Origin of the sequence: Streptomyces sp. DSM 40750 (assembly GCF_024612035.1) — a bacterium.
In the GTDB taxonomy this organism is placed as follows: Bacteria; Actinomycetota; Actinomycetes; order Streptomycetales; family Streptomycetaceae; genus Streptomyces.
This window is the reverse complement of sequence record NZ_CP102513.1, coordinates 10,162,980-10,182,086: the sequence shown is the minus strand read 5'-3', so window position 1 is coordinate 10,182,086 and position 19,107 is coordinate 10,162,980. Positions and strand designations below refer to the sequence as shown.

The window sequence follows — 19,107 nt, the reverse complement described above, 5'->3', positions numbered from 1 at the left end:
TGGCGGACGCCGGCGTTGTGTCGGCGTCCTTGACACGAGGGTGTCGTGGAAGCCGGACATCTTCTGTCGGGTTTTCCGGTGGGCGCCCAAGAACTCGGTCGTCCAGGTGGGCGACTGCGGGTTGTTCGTGGCTGGTCGCGCCCACGCGGCGGAGCCGCGTATCGATACAGCCCCGCGCCCCTCGAGGGCGGGGCCCGGCTGCCATGCCTTCTCAGCAGCCAGGCCCACGCAGTGGTCAGTGACCGCGCGCGATCCACTCCTCCAGATGCGGAGCCTCGGCTCCGATCGTCGTGCTGTCGCCGTGGCCCGTGTGGACGACCGTGTCGGGCGGGAGGGCGAGGAGGCGGTCACGGAGGGAGTCGATGATCGTCGGGAAGTGGGAGTAGGAGCGGCCGGTGGCGCCCGGGCCGCCGGCGAACAGGGTGTCGCCGGTGAAGACCGTGCCGAGGCCCGGGGCATGCAGGCAGACGGCGCCCGGTGCGTGACCGGGGGTGTGCAGGACGGTCAGGCCGGCTCCGGCGACCTCGATGACCTGGCCGTCGGCCAGCCAGTGGTCGGGCAGGCGGTCCGGGTGGGTCTGCTTCCAGAGCGGCAGGTCGTCCGGGTGGAGCCAGATCGGCGCGCCGGTGCGCTCGGCGAGGGCGGGGGCGGCGTCGATGTGGTCGTTGTGGGCGTGGGTGCAGAGGATCGCCGACAGTCTGCGGTCGCCCACGGCCTCGGCGATGGCGTCGGCGTCGTGGGCGGCGTCGATGACGATGACCTCGTGGTCGTCGCCGACGAGCCAGACGTTGTTGTCGACGTCCCAGGTGCCGCCGTCGAGGCTGAACTGGCCCGAGGTCACGAGGTGTTCGATGCGGGCGGCCATCAGAGCGTCACCACCGAGCGCAGGACGTCGCCGCCGTGCATCCGCTCGAACGCCTTCTCCACGTCGTCGAGTCCGATGGTCTCGGTGACGAAGGCCTCCAGGTCCAGGCGCCCCTGGAGGTAGAGGTTGATCAGCATGGGGAAGTCGCGGTCGGGCAGGCAGTCGCCGTACCAGGACGACTTCAGGGCGCCGCCGCGGCCGAAGACGTCGAGGAGCGGCAGTTCGAGCTTCATCTCCGGGGTGGGGACGCCGACGAGGACGACCGTGCCGGCCAGGTCACGGGCGTAGAAGGCCTGCTTGTACGTCTCCGGGCGGCCCACCGCCTCGATGACGACGTCGGCGCCGAAACCGCCGGTCAGCTCGCGGATCGCCTCGACGGGGTCGGTGTCCTTGGAGTTGACCGTGTGGGTGGCGCCGATGTTCTTGGCGGTGGTCAGTTTCCGGTCGTCGATGTCCACCGCGATGATCTTCTCGGCACCGGCCAGCCGGGACCCGGCGATGGCCGCGTCCCCGACGCCGCCGCAGCCGATGACGGCGACGCTGTCGCCGCGGCCCACCTTGCCGGTGTTGATCGCGGCACCGATGCCGGCCATCACCCCGCAGCCCAGCAGTCCGGCGACCGCCGGGGCGGCGGCCGGGTCGACCTTCGTGCACTGCCCGGCGGCGACGAGCGTCTTGTCCGCGAAGGCGCCGATACCGAGGGCGGGCGACAGTTCCTGGCCGGTCGAGGCGAGCGTCATCTTCTGCTCGGCGTTGTGCGTGTTGAAGCAGTACCAGGGGCGCCCGCGTCGGCAGGCCCGGCAATTGCCGCACACCGCACGCCAGTTGAGGATCACAAAGTCACCGGGGGCGACGTCCGTGACGCCCTTGCCTACCGACTCCACCACACCGGCCGCCTCATGGCCGAGCAGGAAGGGGAAGTCGTCGCTGATGCCGCCCTGCTTGTAGTGCAGATCGGTGTGGCACACCCCGCATGCCTGCACCTTCACCACGGCCTCGCCCGGCCCCGGATCCGGTACGACGATCGTCTCGATCCGCACCGGTTCGTTCTTGCCCGGTGCGATCACGCCGCGGACTTCCTGCGCCATGGTGAACCCTTCCGTCGATCCGAGATGGGACGGTCTCCCGCCCCTGGTCACCCTACGGAGTGACCAGCCAGTAGGGCCTCCGGTGCGTGCGGAGCCGTGGCCGAAAAGGCTGCCCGCGACATCTGCGCGAGGCCTGTTCCCCCGCTGCGCGCCCGACCGGCCAAATACCCCCCCGGGTATCTCTGCTACCGTTGCCTACATACCCCCGGGGGTAATTTCCACTCGGGCTCGCAGAGCTGCGACGCAGACATGCCGCGCAGACATGCGACGCGGACATCGAACGAGGAGAGGAGCGCTGTCGTGTACTTCGTCGAGACCATCGAGGTGCCAGGGCTGGGCAACCGCAGCTATCTGGCGGGCGGCCCGCGCGGTGCCGTGGCGGTCGATCCGCCACGGGACATCGACCGCATGATCGCGGCCGCCGCCCGGCGGGGCGTGCGGATCGCGTACGTCGTCGAGAGCCACGTCCACAACGACTACGTCACCGGCGGCCCGGAACTGGCCCGGCTGACCGGCGCCGCCTACCTGGTGCCCGCCGGAGCGCGGGTCGCCTACGAGCGGGTGCCGGTGCACGACGGCGACACGGTGGAGATCGACGCGGATCTGACCCTGCGCGCGGTCGCCACCCCCGGGCACACCCCCCACCACACCGCGTACGTCCTGGAGGAGAGCGGCCTGGCGGTGGCCGCGTTCACCGGCGGATCGCTGCTGATCGGCACGGTCGGGCGCCCCGATCTCGTCGAGCCCCGGCTCACGGGTGAACTGGCCCGCGCACAGCACGCCTCGGCGCACCGGCTGGCCGAGGGGCTGCCGGAGGACACGGCCGTCCTGCCCACGCACGGCTTCGGCAGCTTCTGTTCCGCCGGGCGGTCGACGGGCGACCGTACGACCATCGGGCACGAGCGGGTCACCAATGAGGCCCTGGTCAAGGACGCGGACACCTTCGTCGCCGAACTGCTGGCCGGCCTCGACGACGTTCCGGCGTACTACGCGCACATGGGCCCCGCAAATGCGCGGGGGCCCGCGCCGGTGGATCTGACACCGCCCGCCCCGGCCGGCGCCGGGGAGATCGCCGCGCGGCTGGCGGCGGGCGAGTGGGTCGTGGATCTGCGTCACCGGGTCGCGTTCGCCGAGGGGCATGTCGCGGGGGCGGTGAACTTCGAGGCGGAGGGGCAGCTCGCCACGTATCTCGCCTGGCTGCTGCCGTGGGGCAAGCCGGTCACGCTGCTCGCCGACTCGCCGGAACAGCTCGCCGATGCGCAACGCGAGTTGGTCCGCGTCGGCATCGACCGGCCCGCCGCCGCGGCGACCGGCTCACCCACCGACTGGCTGCGCGAGGGCGAACGTCCACGCTCCTTCCCGCGCGACACCTTCGCCGGCCTGGCGAAGGCCCGCGCGAACGACGGGATCGTGATCCTCGACGTCCGCCGCGCCGCCGAGCGCGCCGCCGACGGCCACATCGCGGGATCGGTCCACATACCGGTGCACCAGCTGCGGGACCGGCTCGGCGAGATTCCCGGCGGCACGGTGTGGGTGCACTGCGCCGGAGGCATGCGCGCCGCCATCGCCGCCTCCCTCCTCGACGCGGTCGGCCGGGACGTGGTGGCGGTCGACGACGGGTTCGGGAAGGCGGCGGAGGCCGGGCTGACCATGGTGGAGACCGCCCCGGACGCCGACGCGCATTCCCTCCCGGCAGCCGGGGCACCCGCCGCCCGTGCCACCCCGGCAGCGGCGTCGGCCACGTGCGGCTCCGCCTCCGCGCAGGACGGGGTCCCCGCGACCTCCGCGCCGACCGGTGCCCCCGGGGCATGACCACCCTCGTTCTCGCCCTGTTCGCCGGGGGCGTGATCGGGCTCTCGCTCGGGGCGCTGGGTGGTGGTGGCAGTGTGCTCGCCGTACCGGCGCTGATCTATCTGCTCGGCTTCACCCCGGGTGCCGCGGCCACCGCGAGCCTGGTGATCGTCACACTCACCTCGGCGACCGCGCTGGCCGCGCACCTCCGGGCGGGCACGGTCCGTCTGCGCGGTGGTGCCCTGTTCGCGGCGGCCGGTCTGGTGCCCGCGGCACTCGGGGGCGCGCTGTCGGCGAATCTGCCGTCCACTCTGCTCACCGGGGCCTTCGCCCTGGTCGCGGGCCTGGCCGCGTACCGGATGCTGCGCCCCTCGGCCGCTCAGCGGGAGGAGTCGACCGTACGGCCGAGCCGGGTCGCGCTGTCCGGTGCGGGGCTCGGCGGAGTCACGGGTGTCCTCGGGGTGGGCGGCGGCTTCCTCGCCGTACCGGCCCTGGTGAACGTGGTGGGCCTGCGTATGCGTGACGCCGTCGGCACCAGCCTGCTCGTCATCACCGTGAACTCGTTCGCCGCGCTCGCGGCCCGGACGGGTGCGGCCGAACAGCTCGACTGGGCGGTCGTCGCGCCTTTCGCCGGGGCCGCGATCCTCGGGGCCTGGGACGGCAGGCGGCTGGCCGCCAAGGTCTCCGGGGACACCCTCCGGCGGATCTTCGCCTGGGTGCTGCTGGCGGTGGCCACGTTCATGCTGATCGACGCGCTCGCGTCACTCGGCTGAGCCAGGGCCCGGCCTCCGGACCGCCCGGCTGCCAGACCCGCCCCCACGCTCCGGACCGTCCCCCTCACGCCAGCGAGAGGAACAGCTTCTCCAACCGCGCCCGCATCTGCTCGTTCGTCTCCCCGTTCCGCTCGTTCTTCTCGGTGTCGGTGAGGCACTGCTGCAGCCCGGTGGCGATGATCGCGAAGCCCGCCCGGTCCAGGGCACGGGAGGCCGCGGCGAGCTGGGTGACGACGTCCTCGCAGTCGCGCCCCTCCTCGATCATCTTGATCACCCCGGAGATCTGCCCCTGGGCCCTCCGCAGCCGGTTCAACACCGACTTGAGCTCATCGCCTTCGAACTGCAGCTCCACGACCACTCAACTCCTCTATATACCCTTGGGGGTATTTTACCTCCCCCCTCAGGAAAGGATCGCAGTCCAGCATGTCCACTCCCCGCAGTCCCCTCACCCCCCGCCCCGTCGGCATCGAGCAGGCCCGCGAGCGACTGTCCGAGCTGACCGTCGTCGATGTCCGTACGCCCGGCGAGTACGCCTCCGGGCATCTGCCCGGTGCCCTGAACGTCCCACTCGACCAGTTGGAGCGCGCGCTTCCCGCACTCAAGGAGTCCAGCGCCGAGCTGCTGATGGTCTGCCGGTCGGGTGCCCGGTCCGAGAAGGCGTGCCTGCTGCTCGCCGAGCACGGGGTCACGGCCGCCACACTCACCGGCGGCACACTCGCCTGGGTGGCCGGTGGACATGAGGTGCACCGCCCGGCGGACGGCGCACAAGCCACCTGGGCCATGGAGCGTCAGGTCCGGTTCACCGCCGGCGCGCTCGTCCTCGTCGGGCTGGGCCTCGGACTGCTGCACCCGGCCTGGCAGTTGCTGTCGGCGGGGATCGCGGGCGGTCTCGTCTTCTCGGCAGTCACCGACACCTGCGGCATGGCGGCGATCCTGGCCAGGCTGCCGCACAACCGCCCGCGTGCCGCGGATCTCGACGCCACGCTCACCGCGCTCGGGGCGCGGTAGCCGACCCCGTTGGGAGGCGCGGGCCACGACGAGCCCGCGCCTCCCACCGCTTGGTGCGACCGTGTTCCGCGGCGCCTCCACGGGGCACCGCCCGGAGCCGGCCCGGAAGTGGAGGGTGCCGCTGGGCGGTTGAAAGTCGTTCCCGGTGCTCCGCGCCCCCGACGTAGGGTGAAGCTCCGCGCCCCGGTCCCCACTCCCCGACCGATCTGCCGAGGAGCCTTGTGAGCACCCCTGAGACCACAGCCGAGCAGCAGCCACCCACCTGGCGGCTGCTGCTCGGTTATGTACGGCCCCACCGCTGGGCGCTGCTGCTGGGCGCGCTGCTGTCCCTCGTCACCGGCGCCACCGGGCTCGCCCTGCCGCTGGTGGCCCGGGAACTGATCGACGACCTCTCGCACGACCGGACCATCACCGGGGCGCTGTTGCTGATGTCGGCGCTGGTCGTCGGCAACTCGGCGGTGGGCGCGGTGGGTTCGTACGTACTGCGGCGCACGGCCGAGTCGGTGGTGCTCGGCGCGCGACGCGCCCTGTCGTCGTATCTGCTGCGGCTGCGGATCACGGCGGTGGACCGCAGCGAGCCGGGCGACCTGATGGCCAGGATCACCTCCGACACCACCCTGCTGCGCGAGGTCACCACCGACACCCTCGTCGGTCTCGGCACCGGCGGACTCACGCTGGTCGCGACGGTGGCGCTGATGGGTCTGGTGGACCCGGTGCTGCTGGCCGTTACCCTGGGCGTGATCGTGGGCGCGGGCGTGGTGTTCGGGGTCATCGTGCCTCGGATCAACCGGGCGAGCCGGGCCGCGCAGGACGCGGTCGGCGCGATGGGCGCCTCCCTGGAGCGGATCCTCGGCGCGCTGCGCACGGTGAAGGCGTCCGGCGCCGAGCACCGCGAGGAGGAGACGATCCACGCGGCGGCCGAGGAGTCGTGGCGGCAGAGCGTGCGGGCCGCCAAGTGGTCGGCGGCCGCGGGGAACACGGCGGGGCTCGCCATGCAGATCGCCTTCATCACCGTGCTGGCGGTGGGCGGCGCCCGGGTCGCGACCGGCGCGATCGACGTGGGCACGCTGGTGGCGTTCCTGCTGTACGTCTTCTATCTGATGTCGCCGATACAGCAGGTCGTGGGCGCGATCACCCAGTATCAGACCGGCGCCGCCGCGCTCGCCCGCATCCAGGAGGCGCTGCGTCTGCCCGCGGAACCGGCCACCCGCCCGGCCCCACTGCCGACCCCGGAGGCACCGCCCGCCGCGCTCGCCTTCGACGAGGTCCGCTTCCGTTACGCCGACGATCTGCCGTACGTCCACCACGGGGTGACCTTCGAGGTGCCGGCCCGGGGCATGACGGCGTTCGTGGGCCCGTCGGGTGCGGGCAAGACCACGGTCTTCTCGCTCATCGAGCGGTTCTACGACCCCGAGGCGGGCCTCGTCACGGTCGACGGCCGCGATGTCGCCGAGTGGGAGCTGTCCCAACTGCGGTCCGCGATCGGCTATGTCGAGCAGGACGCGCCCGTGCTGTCCGGGACCCTGCGCGACAATCTGCTGCTCGGCAATCCGCGGGCCGATGAGGGCGACGTCGCGCGGGTGCTGAAGACGACCCGCCTGGACGGTCTGGTCGCCAAGCTCCCTCAAGGTCTGGAGACCCTGGTCGGCCACCGGGGCACCAAGCTCTCCGGCGGCGAGCGCCAGCGCGTGGCCATCGCCCGGGCCCTGCTGCGCCGCCCCCGGCTGCTGCTGCTCGACGAGGCGACGAGTCAGCTGGACGCGGTGAACGAGGCGGCGCTGCGTGACACGGTCGCCGATGTGGCCCGGACGACCACGGTGCTGGTCGTCGCCCACCGGCTGTCCACGGTGACGATGGCCGACCGCATCGTGGTCATGGACGCGGGCCGCGTCCGCGCTGTCGGCACCCATCGCGAACTCGTGGCCGCCGACCCGCTCTACGCGGAGTTGGCGGCCACTCAGTTCCTCGCGACGGCCGGGTAGCCGGGGCGTCGGGACGGTCAGAAGGGGAAGTGCGCCTGCTGGGTGGCGATGGTCACCCAGCGGGTGTTGGAGAACGCCTCGATGCCCCAGCGGCCGCCGAAGCGCCCGTAGCCGGAGGCCTTCACACCGCCGAAGGGGGCCATCGGCTCGTCGGCCACCGACTGGTCGTTGATGTGCACGATGCCGGTGCGGATACGGCGTGCGACGGCCAGTCCGTGGGTGGCGTTCTCGGTGATGATGCCGCAGCTGAGGCCGTTGTCGGTGTCGTTGGCGACGGCCACGGCCGCGTCGTCGGCGGCGAACGTCTCCAGGACGCAGAGCGGGCCGAAGGACTCCTGGTAGTAGAGGTCGGCGTCCTTGGGGACGTCGGTGAGCACCGTCGCCGGGTGTACCGCGCCCTCCGGCTGCCCGCCGCCGGTGAGCACCGTGGCGCCCTTGGCCACCGCGTCCTTCACCAGCGCCGCGATCCGCTGGGCGGCGTCGGCGCTGACCAGCGGGCCGACCACCGTGTGCGGGTGGCCCGGGTCCCCGGCCTGAAGGGTGGCTACCTTGGCGGTGAACTTCTGCGCGAACGCCTCGGCCAGCGACTCGTGGACGAGGATCCGGTCGCCGGACATGCAGATCTGCCCGGCGTTCATGAAGACGCTGAAGGTGACGGCGTCGACCGCGTAGTCCACGTCGGCGTCGTCGAGCACGATGACGGAGTTCTTGCCGCCCAACTCCAGTACGGCGGGCTTGAGATGACGGGCAGCGTGCTCACCGATGATCCGGCCGACGCCGGTGGAGCCGGTGAAGTTCACCGCACGCACCCGCTCGTCGGAGATCAGCGCCTCGGCGATCTCCGCCGCGTCCTCGGGCGCGTTGGTGACCACGTTGAGCACGCCGTCGGGCAGCCCCGCCTCCCGGAACACGTCCGCGACCAGCAGCCCGCAGGCGATCGGCGCGTCCTCGCTGGGCTTGACGACGACGGTGTTGCCGGCGGCCAGCGGCGCGGCCACGGCCCGTACGCCGAGGATGACCGGCGCGTTCCACGGCGCGAACGCGGCCACCACGCCCAGGGGTTCGCGCACCGCGAGGCCGAGCGCGCCCTCCTTCTGACTGCTGAGGACCTCACCGCGCGGCGCGGTGATCGCGGCCGCCGCCTCGCGCAGGATGTTCGCCGCGAGTGCCACGTTGAAGTAGGCCCACGGGCGGGTGCCGCCCGCCTCCCGGGCCATGATGTCGGCGACCTGGTCGCCCCGGCCCTCCAGCAGATCGGCGGCCTTGAAGAAGATCGCGCGCCGAGCGAAGGGGGTGAGCGCCGCCCACTCCTCGAACGCGGCGTCGGCGGCGTCCACGGCCCGCCGGACGTCCTCCGGCCCGGCCGCCGCGACCGTCGCGTACACCTCCCCCGTGTACGGGTCGAAGTCCTCGGCGGTGCGGCCGGACGTGGCGGGCACGTCCTTGCCGCCGATCAGCAGGTCACGGGTTATGGCCATGGTGCGGCTTCCTCGGGGTACGTATCGACGACGGTACGTGATCGAGCTTGATCGCTCACGCTCGTTCGCAATGTGAAATTCAATTCACGTTACTGTTCCGTGATGCTCTGCCCGCGCCCGGGGAATGTCAAGGGCTCGCCGGTCCCGCACCTGCGCTTGCCGGGCACCGGGCGGCGGGGGAGGCTCGAAGGAGAGGCCTTTCGCGGCCCGCTCCTCCCTGTCGGGCCGCGGCCTTCCAAAGGAGGTCACCCATGGGCACTGCGGCAAGCCCCGCCTTCGACACCGAAGCGCTGCGTCGGGGCACCGAGGAAATGGACGCGGCGACACTGCTGTCGCTCTACGCGGACGACGCCGAGATGCGCGTCGTGGACCGCAACACCCAGCCCAGCCACCCCAAGGTCATGCACGGCCGGTCCGAGATCGCCTCGATGCTGGAGGACGTCTTCAGCCGGGACATGACCCACAAGGTCGAGCAGTGCGTCGTCCAGGGCGACCAGGTCGCCTTCACCGAGTCCTGCGAGTACCCCGACGGCGTGCGGGTCCTGGCCAGCTCGATGATCTCCCTCCGCGACGGCAAGATCGTCGACCAGACCATGGTCCAGGCCTGGGACGAGTAAACAGGCACTTTCGGACAGGGACTCTTTCGGGTCATCGCGGTCCGCTCCGCCTGTCCCGGCGCGGTTGCGCCGCCATACTGACGGGCGTGCGCGTAGCGATCCTGACGGCGGGTTCCCGGGGCGACGTGGCCCCGTACACCGGTCTGGGACACGGGCTGGTACGGGCCGGGCACGAGGTCACGCTAGTGACCCATGCCCGGTTCGAGCCGCTGGTGGCGGGCTCGGGGGTCGCCTTCCACTCCCTGCCCGTGGACCCGAGGGAGGAACTGGAGTCGGAGCGCGGGCAGGGACTGCACCGGAGTTCCACCGGGGCCGGGAAGCTGTACCGGGCGGTGGAGATGGCCCGGAGTCTGGTGGGGCGGATGGCCGGTGATCTGGTGGCCGCCGCCCGTGCCAGTGACGTCCTGCTGCTGGCCGGCACCCTCGCGCCGCTCGGCCACACCATCGGCCAGGGCCTGTCGGTCCCGAGCCTGGGCGTGAACCTCCAACCGCTGGCGCCGACACGGGAGTTCGCGCCGCCGATGACCGGGGTCCGCTCCTGGGGTCCGGTGGTCAACAGGGCGGCGGGGCACGCGGTGAACCTGGCCGTGGAGTGGATCTTCGCCGAGGAGGTGCGCGGGCTGCGCGCCGAGTACGGGCTTCCGCGCACCGGCCGGGTGGCCGCGCGGCGCACCCGGGACCGGCTGGGCTGGCCGGTGTTCCACGGCTTCAGCCCCCGGGTGGTCCCCCGCCCCGCCGACTGGCGGGCCGGGCTGGACGTCACCGGTTACTGGTGGCCGTACGACCGCGAGGACCGGCTGCCCGCCCCGCTGCTGGACTTCCTCGACGCCGGGCCGCCCCCGGTCTTCGTGGGCCTGGGCAGCGCCACCGTGCCCGATCCCGAGCGGATGAGCACCCACGTCGTACGAGCCCTTCGGGCGGCCGGGCTGCGCGGGGTGATCCAGCGGGGCTGGGGCGAACTGCGCGGCGAGGGGGACGACATGTTCACCGTGGGCGAGGTCCCGCACTCCCTGCTCTTCCCGAGGATGGCGGCCGTCGTCCACCACGCGGGCGCGGGCACCACGGCGGCCGGCCTGCGCGCCGGGGTTCCCGCCGTGCCCGTCCCCGTCCAGTTCGACGAGGGCTTCTGGGCCGCCCGCCTCGTCGCCCTCGGGGTGTCACCGGGGACCGTACCCCTGCGAGGCTTCACAGCCGAGGCGTTGGAGGCCGCACTGCGGCGGGCGACCGGCGATCCGTCGTACGGCCGTCGCGCCCACGCCCTGGCCGAGGAACTGCGCGCGGAGGACGGGGTGGAGCCGGTCCTGGCCGCGGTGAACCGGCTCTCCCGACACCGGTGAACCGGCTTCCCCGACGGGGATGAACCGGCCCTCCCGACACCGGTGAACCGGCGTTCCCGACCCGGGTGAACCGGCCGTCCTGGCCGCGGTGGACTCCTGCTTCAGTCCTCCTCCGGTCGCCACCCCGCCGGCCGCAGTATGCCGAGCAGCAGGCCGACGAGTTCGTCGACCACCTGCTCAAGGGGTGCGTCGACGAAGCCGGCCTGCCAGTCGTGGAGGAGGCCGTTGACGCTGCCGATGAAGGCGGCGGCGGCGATGCGGTAGTCGCGGTGGACGGCCTCGCCGCGCTCGGCGGCCGCGGCGGCCTCGGCGCAGATGAAGTCGATCCAGCGGGAGCGGCGTTCGAGGCGCTGGCGCTCCATGCGTGGGCTGACGCCGACGATCTCGGTGAAGGTGATGCGCAGCCGGCGGGGGTCGCCGGTGACGTTCGCGGCGTAGGCGCGGAACGCGGCGGTGGCACGCTCGGCGATCGGCTGCCCGTCCGCCGTGGCGAGGCCGGTGAGCGCGGCTTCCTCGGCCCAGTCGTTGACCTGGAGATGGAGGGCGGCGAGCACGTCCTCCAGGGTGCGGAACTCCTCGTAGAACTGACGGGTCGACAGTCCGGCGGCCTCGCTCAGCGCCGCGATGGTGGTCCCCCGGAAGCCGGGGCTGTCGCCGAAGAGCTGGAGGCCCGCGTCGAGGAAGCGGCCGCGGCGCTCGGCCCGGCGCTCCACCGCGGACCTGCCCCCGTATCGGCCGGTGGGCTGTTTGAGCCTGCCCGCCACGCTTCTCCTCCCACCGGAACCTCACTCGTCGCGACGACCGGTTCGGCCGTCGGTCGATTTTGTCGTGTCCCTGGTCTTGTGGTGAAGCACGACAGTTCCTTACTTTCCAGTAAGTCCACTCTGAACGCTGCCGTGTTCAGAATCCCTACGCCTCTCTTCACCCTCTTCTCTCACTTTCCCGAGTCACCTTGTCATGCTCTAAGCAAGCAGGAGGAACCGACCATGACCGTCTCCCGAGGCCCCCGCCGTCGCGGAACCCGGCACCTCTGCGCCGTCGCCGCCGCCCTCGCTCTGACCGGCTCCGCCGCCGCGACCGCCACCCCGGCGACCGCCGCGGCCGATCTGCGGGAGGTGATGTTCGTGGGCAACAACTGGGAGGGGACCGCGGACGTCATCAAGTCCTCCGGCGACTTCGCCAAGATCGGCCGGGTCAACGTCATCCCGGACAAGAACGAGCGGATGGCCGAGATCAACGCCGATCCGATCAAATGGATCGCCTTCATGACGATCCGCAACAGCGTGGGCGAGGGCCACGACCAGTTCGTGGACGACATGTACTCCACGCCGGACGGCTCGTCGATGGTCGTCTCCCGGCCGAGCTTCGCCGACGTGGTCTCCATCAATCTCACCACCGGCGCCATCAACTGGCGTTTCCCCGTGTCGGGTTACCGTGCCGACCACATGGCGGTCTCCCCCGACGGCAAGCGGGTCGCGGTGTCCGCCTCGACGGGGAACACCGTGCATGTGCTGGACATCGTCACCGGCAAACAGCTCGGTTCGTTCAAGACCGGCGACAAGCCGCACGAGAACGTCTTCACCAGCGACGGCAAGTACATCTGGAACATGGCGATCGGCGACGTGAACACCGCGACCGACGCCACGTGGCTGGACTGGACGAAGGGCGACCGGAAGATCACGGTGGTCGACGCGAACACCTTCCAGCAGGTCAAGGTGATCGACATGCGCGACCGGCTGAACGCGATCGGCCTCAACGACTACTCCGACGCCGTCCGCCCCGCCGCCTTCTCCCCCGACGAGACGAAGCTGTACTTCCAGGTGTCGTTCTTCAACGGCTTCCTCGAGTACGACATCGCCACCGACAAGATCACCCGCACCAAGACCCTGCCGAAGAACCCGGCCACCAGCGAGGACCGCACGACCTGGGTCAACGACTCGCGCCACCACGGCATCTCGATGAAGCCGGACGGTACCAAGCTGTGCGTCGCGGGCACGATGGACGACTACGCGACCGTCGTGGACCGCGCGACGCTCCAGGAGGGCCCGCTCGTCACCGTCTCCAAGCCGTACTGGGCGACCGTCAGCGGTGACGGCAAGTCCTGCGTGGTCTCCGAGAGCGGCGCCGACCAGGTCACGGCGATCGACTTCGCCACCGGAAAGAAGACCGTGTCCGTCGCGGTCGGCGACCACCCGCAGCGCGTGCGCCTGGCGCAGGTGCCCGCCGACTGGACCGGACCTTCTGCCCGCTGACCCCGGGTTCTAGCCGAACTCGGAGGCCAGCCACCCCGACAGCTCCGTCCGCGCCGCGCTCAGCCGCGCAGCGGACGGGGCTGTCGCGCCGTTGGTGACCAGGGCGTAGTGGAGCTTGCCCGAGTCGGCGGCGGTGAGGAGCAGGCGGCGGCTGCCGGTGCCGCCCGGTTCACTGGCGGCGGCGATCGGCGTCGACGTGGTGTACGCCGGCGGCGCGGCCGTCACCCCGAGGTCGGACACCACCGTGGTGGAGGCGGTGGGGAACGACGCCGGGAGGTGCAGCTCGGTCGGTTCGGTACTGCCGTCCGAGCGCCAGACCAGCAGGGAGTACTGGCCCGAGCCGACGAGCGAGGAGACGTTCGGCAGTGAGCTGGGCACCGGGTTCCACGTCAGCGTCGTGGAGCCGTCCCGCGACCGGTCCTCGTAGGTGAAGGCGACCGCGCTGCCCGCCGTGGCGCTCGGGTAGATCCGGTCCAGCATCCGGGCGTCCTGGCGGAGCACGGCCTTACCGGAGTCGTCGAGACGTACGGCCGACAGGTCCTCGTCGTTCCAGGCGTCGCCCTCGACCTCCACCTTGTCGGCGTTGTCGTTCATCAGCTCGTGGTGGCGCCCGTTGTAGATGTCCCACTGCCACTGGGAGCCGGAGAGGACCGGGCCGGAGGAGGCCGGGTTCGCCCACCAACTCGCGCCCTTCACCCGCGAGTCGAGCGCCTGGTACATGGCCTTGTAGACCGTGGGCGCCTTGTCGGACACCGACCCCGCGAGCGGATGCCCGAACTCGCTGATGATCGCCGTGGTGCCGCCCGCGGCGGCCCGGTCACGCACGGTCCCGAAGTCGTTCACGTACTGGCCGTCCTCCGCCTTGCCCCACATGAAGACGCCGGAGATCGCCTTCTGGTCGTAGAAGTGGGTGTTGAAGACGTAGCGCGGTCCGATCGTGCCCGCGTCGAGGAGTCCGCCCTCCTGCTTCTGGAAGTCGATGTTGGCGTTCCAGAAGAGGTTCGGCTCGACGAAGGCCGGCTTGGACTGCCAGCCCGCCGCGTCCATCCGGGCGCGGAACTTGACGTAGAACGGCCACAGGACGTCCTTCTCCCACGTCCTGCTGGTCTGGCCAGAGTCGAGGGTCCCGGGATGCGGCTCGTTCCACGGGTCGAAGCCGACGACGCCCTGGAACTGGGCGGCCGTGAGGTTCGACTTCACATACGTCATCGTCTTCTGGGCGGTGTCCAGGAAGGAGTCCTGGAGCCCGTAGGTGTTGTGCCAGAAGTCGTACGTCGACTCCGTCACGGCCGCGTTGGAGGTGATGTTCTGGCCCCAGAACGGGCAGATCCCGCAGTACTCGTCGGGGTAGTCGCCGAGGTCGACGGCCCATTTGGGGGCGCCGTCGCCGGTGTACCAGCTGTCCGAGTCGAACAGCCAGCGGGAGTAGAGGTCCTGGTGGAAGTCGGGGTAGACGCGGATCCCGGCGTCCAGGAACGCGCCCATCTGTGCGGTGGCCGCCGCGAGGTAGGCGCTGTCCACCTGGCCGCGCACCGGTTCGGCGTACGCCCAGGACAGCAGGAAACGGACGGAGTTGCCGCCGCCGAGCGCCCTGAGTGCGGTCGCCGACTTCTTCGCGTCGGCGACCGAGGCGAAGGGCAGACCCTTGTTCTCCTTGAGTTTCGTCTCGCCCGAGACGTTGTAGCCGCGCAGGACGACCTCGCGGCCGAGTCCGTCCTTGAAGCGGCCGCCTTCGACGGTGAGGGTGGCCGCGGCCTGCGAGTCGAACCAGAGTTCGTCAGTGAGAGCGGAGGCGGGCTGGGTGGGGCCCGCCGTGGTCAGGAAGCCGGTGACGAGTACCAGGACACCGAGCAGACGAGTGCGCAATCTTGACATGTCCGCCACATTCGACATGTGCACTACCGTCCCAATGGGCAGGCGAGCCGTCAATAGCAACTGACGCACGAGTAAGTACCCTGTTTCGCCAAACAGTTCACCTGTCACGACCGATTCTTTGCCTCACACGACCGTGCGGGGCCTTGTGCGGCGGCGCACAGGATCGACAGAGCCCTCGCCTGAACTCCCGGCGGCCTTCAGGCGCCGACGCGCCGGGTCAGGTTCAGGTCGCCCTCGCCGCCGGTCAGTGCGGCAGCGGGGTGCCGCTGACGGCGACGACCGGGGTGATCCATCCACCGAACCCGTCCCGGTGAACCCGCCTCGGCCTCATACCGCTCGTGCGGCCCTGACGTGGTCAGGTCCTGGGTGGCAGCCGGTGCAGGTGTACGTCCGTCAGCTCGCCGTCCGCGACCGTCGCCGTCATGTAGGTGCAGTGGGGCTGTCGGCGGCGGTCCGTCGGGGAGCCGGGGTTGAGGAGGCGCAGGCCGGTGGCGGTGGTCGTGTCCCAGGGGATGTGGCTGTGGCCGAAGACGAGGACGTCGGTGTCGGGGAAGCGAGCGGCGCAGCGGGGTTCTCGGCCCTGGGCGGGGCCGGTCTCGTGGACGACGGCCAGGCGCAGGCCGGCGAGGTCGGCGTGGGCGACCTCGGGGAGGCGGGCGCGCAGGGCGGGGCCGTCGTTGTTGCCGTACACGGCGACCAGACGGCGGGAGCGGGTTTCGAGGAGGTCGAGGGTGGCCTCGTCGACCCAGTCGCCGGCGTGGACGACCACATCGGCGCGCGGAAGTTCGGCGAGGAGCGGTCCGGGCAGCGCTTTCGCGCGCTTGGGCAGGTGGGTGTCGGACATCAGCAGCAGGCGCACGGGGTCAGGGTGTCATCCGCACGGGGTCAGGGAGTCATCTGGTGGACGGTCCCACCCGTGGGGAAGGCCGCATCCGGCACAGAAGATCCACCCGGTACGGAGAGTCTCAGCCGACGCGACAGGTCTCACCCGGTACGGAGAGTCCCAGCAGGCGCAACACGTCTCACCCGGTACGGAGAGTCCCAGCAGGCGCAACACGTCTCACCCGGTACGGAGAGTCCCAGCCAGGCGCAACACGTCTCACCCGGTACGGAGAGTCCCAGCAGGCGCAACACGTCTCACCCGGTACGGAGAGTCCCAGCAGGCGCAACACGTCTCACCCGGTACGGAGAGTCCCAGCAGGCGCAACACGTCTCACCCGGTACGGAAAGTGTCATCCGGTACGGAAAGCGTCAGCCGGCGCGGCACGTCTCACCGGGCGCAGAGCGTCTCAGCCGTCCGGCGCGGCACGTCTCAGCCGCTACGGAAGGTCTCATTTCCGGGGTCAGAGGTCGGCACGGGAAGCCTCACCCATGGGGATCTCTGCCCACACCTGTTTGCCGCCGCTCACCGGAACGGTGCCCCAGGCCGACGACACGGCCTCGACGAGGAGGATGCCGCGGCCGCCGGTGGCCTCCCAGCCGATGATGGTGGGCTTCATCGGCGTACGGGGAGAGGCGTCGGCCACGGCGACGCGGAGGCGGTCGGCGAGGAGGGTGAGGTCGAGGCGGACCCGGCCGTCGGTGTGGACGAGGGCGTTGGTGACGAGTTCGGAGACGACGAGGAGCACGGTGTCGGCCTCGGACTCGATGCCCCAGGCTCGCAGGACACGCCGGGTGTAGCGGCGGGCCTGACCGACCGCCTGGGGGACGCGCCAGACGGTCCAGTTCTCGCGCTGGGGGCGCAGGGCCATGCCGTCGTAGCGCAGGAGGAGCAGGGCGACGTCGTCGTCGCGGTTGGCGCCGGCCAGCAGGGTGTCGGCGACCGCTCCGAGGTGGGCGGGATCGGTGGCGGACAGTTCGGCGGCCATATGGTCGAGCCCGTCCTCGACATCCAGGTCGGCGGATTCGACGAGGCCGTCCGTCGTCAGGGCGAGCAGGGTGCCGGGGGCCAGGCGCAGCGGGCTCATCGGGAAGTCGGCCTGTCTGACGACGCCGAGCGGAGGGCCGCCCTCCGACTCGGTGATCTCGGTGGTGCCGTCCGGGTGACGCAGCACGGGCGGGATGTGTCCGGCCCGGACGTACCAGGCGGAGCCCTCCTCCATGTCGATGTCGACGTAGCAGCAGGTGGCGAAGAGGTCGGTCTCCATGTCCACGAGGAGCCGGTTGGCGTGCGAGACGACGACGTCCGGGGGGTGCCCCTCGACGGCGTAGGCGCGCAGGGCGGTGCGCATCTGGCCCATGAGGGTGGCGGCGCCGGCGTTGTGGCCCTGGACGTCGCCGATGACGAGGGCGACGTGGTTGTCGGACAGCGGGATGACGTCGTACCAGTCGCCGCCGACCTCAAGGCCCGCGGTGGTGGGCAGGTAGCGGGCGACGGCGACCGCGCCGGGCAGCTTGGGCAGACGGCGTGGGAGGAGGGTGCGCTGGAGCATGCCGACGAGTTCGTGCTCGGCGTCGAAGGCGTGGGCGCGCATCAGGGCCTGCCCGGCGAGGCCCGCGGCGGCGGTGAGCAGGGCGCGTTCCTCCGTGCCGAAGTCGTGGGGGGTGTCCCAGCCGATCAGGCAGGCCCCGGCCATGCGGCCGCCGGCGGGCAGCGGGAGGACGGCGAGACCGCCGGGGCCGACGTCGGCGAGGGCGGGTTCCAGGGCGGTTCCGGCGGGCCAGATCGCGGCGCGGCCCTCGCGCAGGGCGGCGGCGAGAGTCGGCATGGTGCGCACCGGCGCGTCCGGCCACTCGTAGCGCCATTCGGTGCGCCACACCTCGGGCCAGTCCTCCGGGTGCGGCGGGTCGAGGACGGTGACGACCAGGCGGTCGTTCTCCAGCTCGGCGAGGGCGATCCGGTCGGCGTGGAGCGGTTTGCGCAGGGCGGTGACCACGGCCTGGCTGACGTCGCGGACGGTGCCGGCGGTCGCCAGGGCGGCGGCGAGGCGCTGGATTCGGGCCACGTCGCCGCGGCCGGTGCGCAGGGTGGAGGCGTCGGCGACGGTGCCCACGAGGCGGGCGGGGCGGGCCGGATCGGCGGGGCTGCCGGGGAGCAGCCGGCCGCGCAGCCGCAGCCACTTCTGCTCGCCGGAGGTGAGCAGGATGCGGAATTCCAGCTCCCGGTCGCCGATGGACATGTGGTCCGCCTCCACGACGGACATCAGCGCGGGCAGGTCCTCGGGCACGGTCAGCGCGAGCAGGGTCTCGACCCGGCCGTCGAAGTCGTCGGGGCCCATGCCGAACAGTTCCAGCAGCCCGCCGTCGACCTTGACCCGCCCGGTCTCCATGTCCAGGTCGAACGAGGCACCGGGCCCGGTGGGCGAGGCGGTGGCGGCGCTGGTGACCGCCTCGGCGAGCAGGTCGAGGCAGTGACGGCCCTCGGCGTCGAAGCCGTCCGTGCCGTCGCCGACGGCGACCAGGCAGCCGCGCTCGCGCAGCGGCAGCACACCCAGCGAGAACTCCTTGGCCTGCGCGCGGCGGACGTCGTCGTCCTGGGGGAGGTCTCCGGAGCCGAGCCAGCGCGGCCGGCCCGAGCGGCACGCCTCGGCGACCGGGGTGGTCCCGGACGCCGGATAGCTGTCGCGGAGCCCGTACAGGCTCCTCGGTACGCCTGCGGAGCCGGCCAGGGACAGCAGACCGCCCTCGCCGTCGGGGACGTACACGGCGGCGACGGCCGCGCCCGTGAAGACGAGGACCTGTTCGAGGATGGCGTGCAGCCGCTCCTGCGGATCGAGATCACCGGTCAGCGTCTTGAGGGCGAGTTCGGCGCGCAGCGTCCGCGTTCCGCGTGCCGCTGCTTCCTCACTGACCACGTCCGCAATTACAGCGCGTCCGGCCCGCTCGCGCAGCCCCTGCGACCGTTCCGCGGGCCTCGGGCCCCTGCCCGCGCACGTCCGGGATCGAAAGACGCCGAACAAGTCCTTACGCATGCGTTCCGCACGGTGACAGCGTGACACGCGTGACGGGTTTCTGGTGACAGCCGTGACTGTCGGGCGCTCCGGCGGGCTGGAAGGCTCGTCGTCACCCGGCCCAGGGGGCGACGGCACACGACCCGGGGGA

At 71.6% G+C, this 19,107-nt stretch carries 15 protein-coding genes; 7 read left to right on the top strand and 8 right to left on the bottom strand.

Annotation, left to right across the window (positions count from 1 at the left end):
- Nucleotides 1-235: 235 nt before the first annotated feature.
- Together JIX55_RS44600 and JIX55_RS44595 are read right to left on the bottom strand one after the other, a co-directional pair.
- Nucleotides 236-865: an MBL fold metallo-hydrolase gene (locus tag JIX55_RS44600; protein ID WP_257568909.1), complete on the bottom strand. Its 630-nt coding sequence runs from the start codon at nucleotides 863-865 to the stop codon at nucleotides 236-238.
- Nucleotides 865-1,953, bottom strand: coding sequence for an S-(hydroxymethyl)mycothiol dehydrogenase (locus JIX55_RS44595; protein WP_257568908.1), 1,089 nt, complete (start codon nucleotides 1,951-1,953; stop codon nucleotides 865-867). The genes JIX55_RS44600 and JIX55_RS44595 overlap by 1 nt, the downstream gene beginning before the upstream one ends.
- A 300-nt stretch (nucleotides 1,954-2,253) precedes the next feature.
- On the opposite strand from JIX55_RS44595, the gene JIX55_RS44590 reads away from it, so the two are divergent.
- Nucleotides 2,254-3,765: an MBL fold metallo-hydrolase gene (locus JIX55_RS44590; protein WP_257568907.1), complete on the top strand. Its 1,512-nt coding sequence runs from the start codon at nucleotides 2,254-2,256 to the stop codon at nucleotides 3,763-3,765.
- On the top strand, nucleotides 3,762-4,517 hold the full coding sequence (locus JIX55_RS44585; protein WP_257568906.1) for a sulfite exporter TauE/SafE family protein: 756 nt from the start codon (nucleotides 3,762-3,764) through the stop codon (nucleotides 4,515-4,517). The genes JIX55_RS44590 and JIX55_RS44585 overlap by 4 nt, the downstream gene beginning before the upstream one ends.
- 64 nt (nucleotides 4,518-4,581) lie before the next feature.
- Here the strand turns inward: JIX55_RS44585 and JIX55_RS44580 are convergent, their stop codons facing one another.
- Nucleotides 4,582-4,869, bottom strand: a complete 288-nt coding sequence (locus tag JIX55_RS44580) for a metal-sensitive transcriptional regulator (RefSeq protein ID WP_257568905.1) — start codon at nucleotides 4,867-4,869, stop codon at nucleotides 4,582-4,584.
- Between the two features lie 71 nt (nucleotides 4,870-4,940).
- Here JIX55_RS44580 and JIX55_RS44575 point away from each other — a divergent pair, with 71 nt between their 5' ends.
- Nucleotides 4,941-5,525, top strand: a complete 585-nt coding sequence (locus JIX55_RS44575) for a rhodanese-like domain-containing protein (RefSeq protein WP_257568904.1) — start codon at nucleotides 4,941-4,943, stop codon at nucleotides 5,523-5,525.
- Nucleotides 5,526-5,746: 221 nt separating this feature from the next.
- Nucleotides 5,747-7,507: an ABC transporter ATP-binding protein gene (locus tag JIX55_RS44570; RefSeq protein ID WP_257568903.1), complete on the top strand. Its 1,761-nt coding sequence runs from the start codon at nucleotides 5,747-5,749 to the stop codon at nucleotides 7,505-7,507.
- 17 nt (nucleotides 7,508-7,524) lie between these two features.
- Here the strand turns inward: JIX55_RS44570 and JIX55_RS44565 are convergent, their stop codons facing one another.
- Complete coding sequence (locus JIX55_RS44565; RefSeq protein WP_257568902.1) at nucleotides 7,525-8,985, bottom strand: aldehyde dehydrogenase family protein; 1,461 nt, start codon at nucleotides 8,983-8,985, stop codon at nucleotides 7,525-7,527.
- 251 nt (nucleotides 8,986-9,236) lie between these two features.
- On the opposite strand from JIX55_RS44565, the gene JIX55_RS44560 reads away from it, so the two are divergent.
- Nucleotides 9,237-9,602, top strand: coding sequence for a nuclear transport factor 2 family protein (locus JIX55_RS44560; protein WP_257568901.1), 366 nt, complete (start codon nucleotides 9,237-9,239; stop codon nucleotides 9,600-9,602).
- Between the two features lie 86 nt (nucleotides 9,603-9,688).
- Nucleotides 9,689-10,939: a glycosyltransferase gene (locus JIX55_RS44555; RefSeq protein WP_257568900.1), complete on the top strand. Its 1,251-nt coding sequence runs from the start codon at nucleotides 9,689-9,691 to the stop codon at nucleotides 10,937-10,939.
- Between the two features lie 101 nt (nucleotides 10,940-11,040).
- Here JIX55_RS44555 and JIX55_RS44550 read toward each other — a convergent pair whose 3' ends face one another.
- Nucleotides 11,041-11,703, bottom strand: a complete 663-nt coding sequence (locus tag JIX55_RS44550; RefSeq protein WP_257568899.1) for a TetR/AcrR family transcriptional regulator — start codon at nucleotides 11,701-11,703, stop codon at nucleotides 11,041-11,043.
- A 222-nt stretch (nucleotides 11,704-11,925) separates the two neighbouring features.
- Between JIX55_RS44550 and JIX55_RS44545 the strand changes: the two genes are divergently transcribed.
- Complete coding sequence (locus JIX55_RS44545) at nucleotides 11,926-13,191, top strand: YncE family protein (protein WP_257568898.1); 1,266 nt, start codon at nucleotides 11,926-11,928, stop codon at nucleotides 13,189-13,191.
- 9 nt (nucleotides 13,192-13,200) lie between these two features.
- Here the strand turns inward: JIX55_RS44545 and JIX55_RS44540 are convergent, their stop codons facing one another.
- From JIX55_RS44540 to JIX55_RS44530, 3 genes are all read right to left on the bottom strand, one after another.
- Nucleotides 13,201-15,084, bottom strand: a complete 1,884-nt coding sequence (locus JIX55_RS44540) for a cellulase family glycosylhydrolase (RefSeq protein WP_443046672.1) — start codon at nucleotides 15,082-15,084, stop codon at nucleotides 13,201-13,203.
- A gap of 337 nt (nucleotides 15,085-15,421) precedes the next feature.
- Nucleotides 15,422-15,925 carry a metallophosphoesterase family protein gene (locus JIX55_RS44535; RefSeq protein ID WP_257568896.1) on the bottom strand — a complete coding sequence of 168 codons (504 nt, stop codon included), beginning with the start codon at nucleotides 15,923-15,925 and terminating at the stop codon, nucleotides 15,422-15,424.
- Between the two features lie 484 nt (nucleotides 15,926-16,409).
- Nucleotides 16,410-18,860, bottom strand: coding sequence for a SpoIIE family protein phosphatase (locus JIX55_RS44530; RefSeq protein WP_257568895.1), 2,451 nt, complete (start codon nucleotides 18,858-18,860; stop codon nucleotides 16,410-16,412).
- Between the last annotated feature and the right edge of the window lie 247 nt (nucleotides 18,861-19,107).

Excerpts from the sequence above, each read along its gene's own strand:
- JIX55_RS44545 (WP_257568898.1), top strand. The coding sequence starts at position 11,926 with ATGACCGTCTCCCGAGGCCCCCGCCGTCGCGGAACCCGGCACCTCTGC.
- JIX55_RS44585 (WP_257568906.1), top strand. The coding sequence starts at position 3,762 with ATGACCACCCTCGTTCTCGCCCTGTTCGCCGGGGGCGTGATCGGGCTC.
- JIX55_RS44565 (WP_257568902.1), bottom strand. The coding sequence starts at position 8,985 with ATGGCCATAACCCGTGACCTGCTGATCGGCGGCAAGGACGTGCCCGCC.
- JIX55_RS44595 (WP_257568908.1), bottom strand. The coding sequence starts at position 1,953 with ATGGCGCAGGAAGTCCGCGGCGTGATCGCACCGGGCAAGAACGAACCG.
- JIX55_RS44600 (WP_257568909.1), bottom strand. The coding sequence starts at position 865 with ATGGCCGCCCGCATCGAACACCTCGTGACCTCGGGCCAGTTCAGCCTC.
- JIX55_RS44540 (WP_443046672.1), bottom strand. The coding sequence starts at position 15,084 with ATGTCGAATGTGGCGGACATGTCAAGATTGCGCACTCGTCTGCTCGGT.
- JIX55_RS44560 (WP_257568901.1), top strand. The coding sequence starts at position 9,237 with ATGGGCACTGCGGCAAGCCCCGCCTTCGACACCGAAGCGCTGCGTCGG.
- JIX55_RS44575 (WP_257568904.1), top strand. The coding sequence starts at position 4,941 with ATGTCCACTCCCCGCAGTCCCCTCACCCCCCGCCCCGTCGGCATCGAG.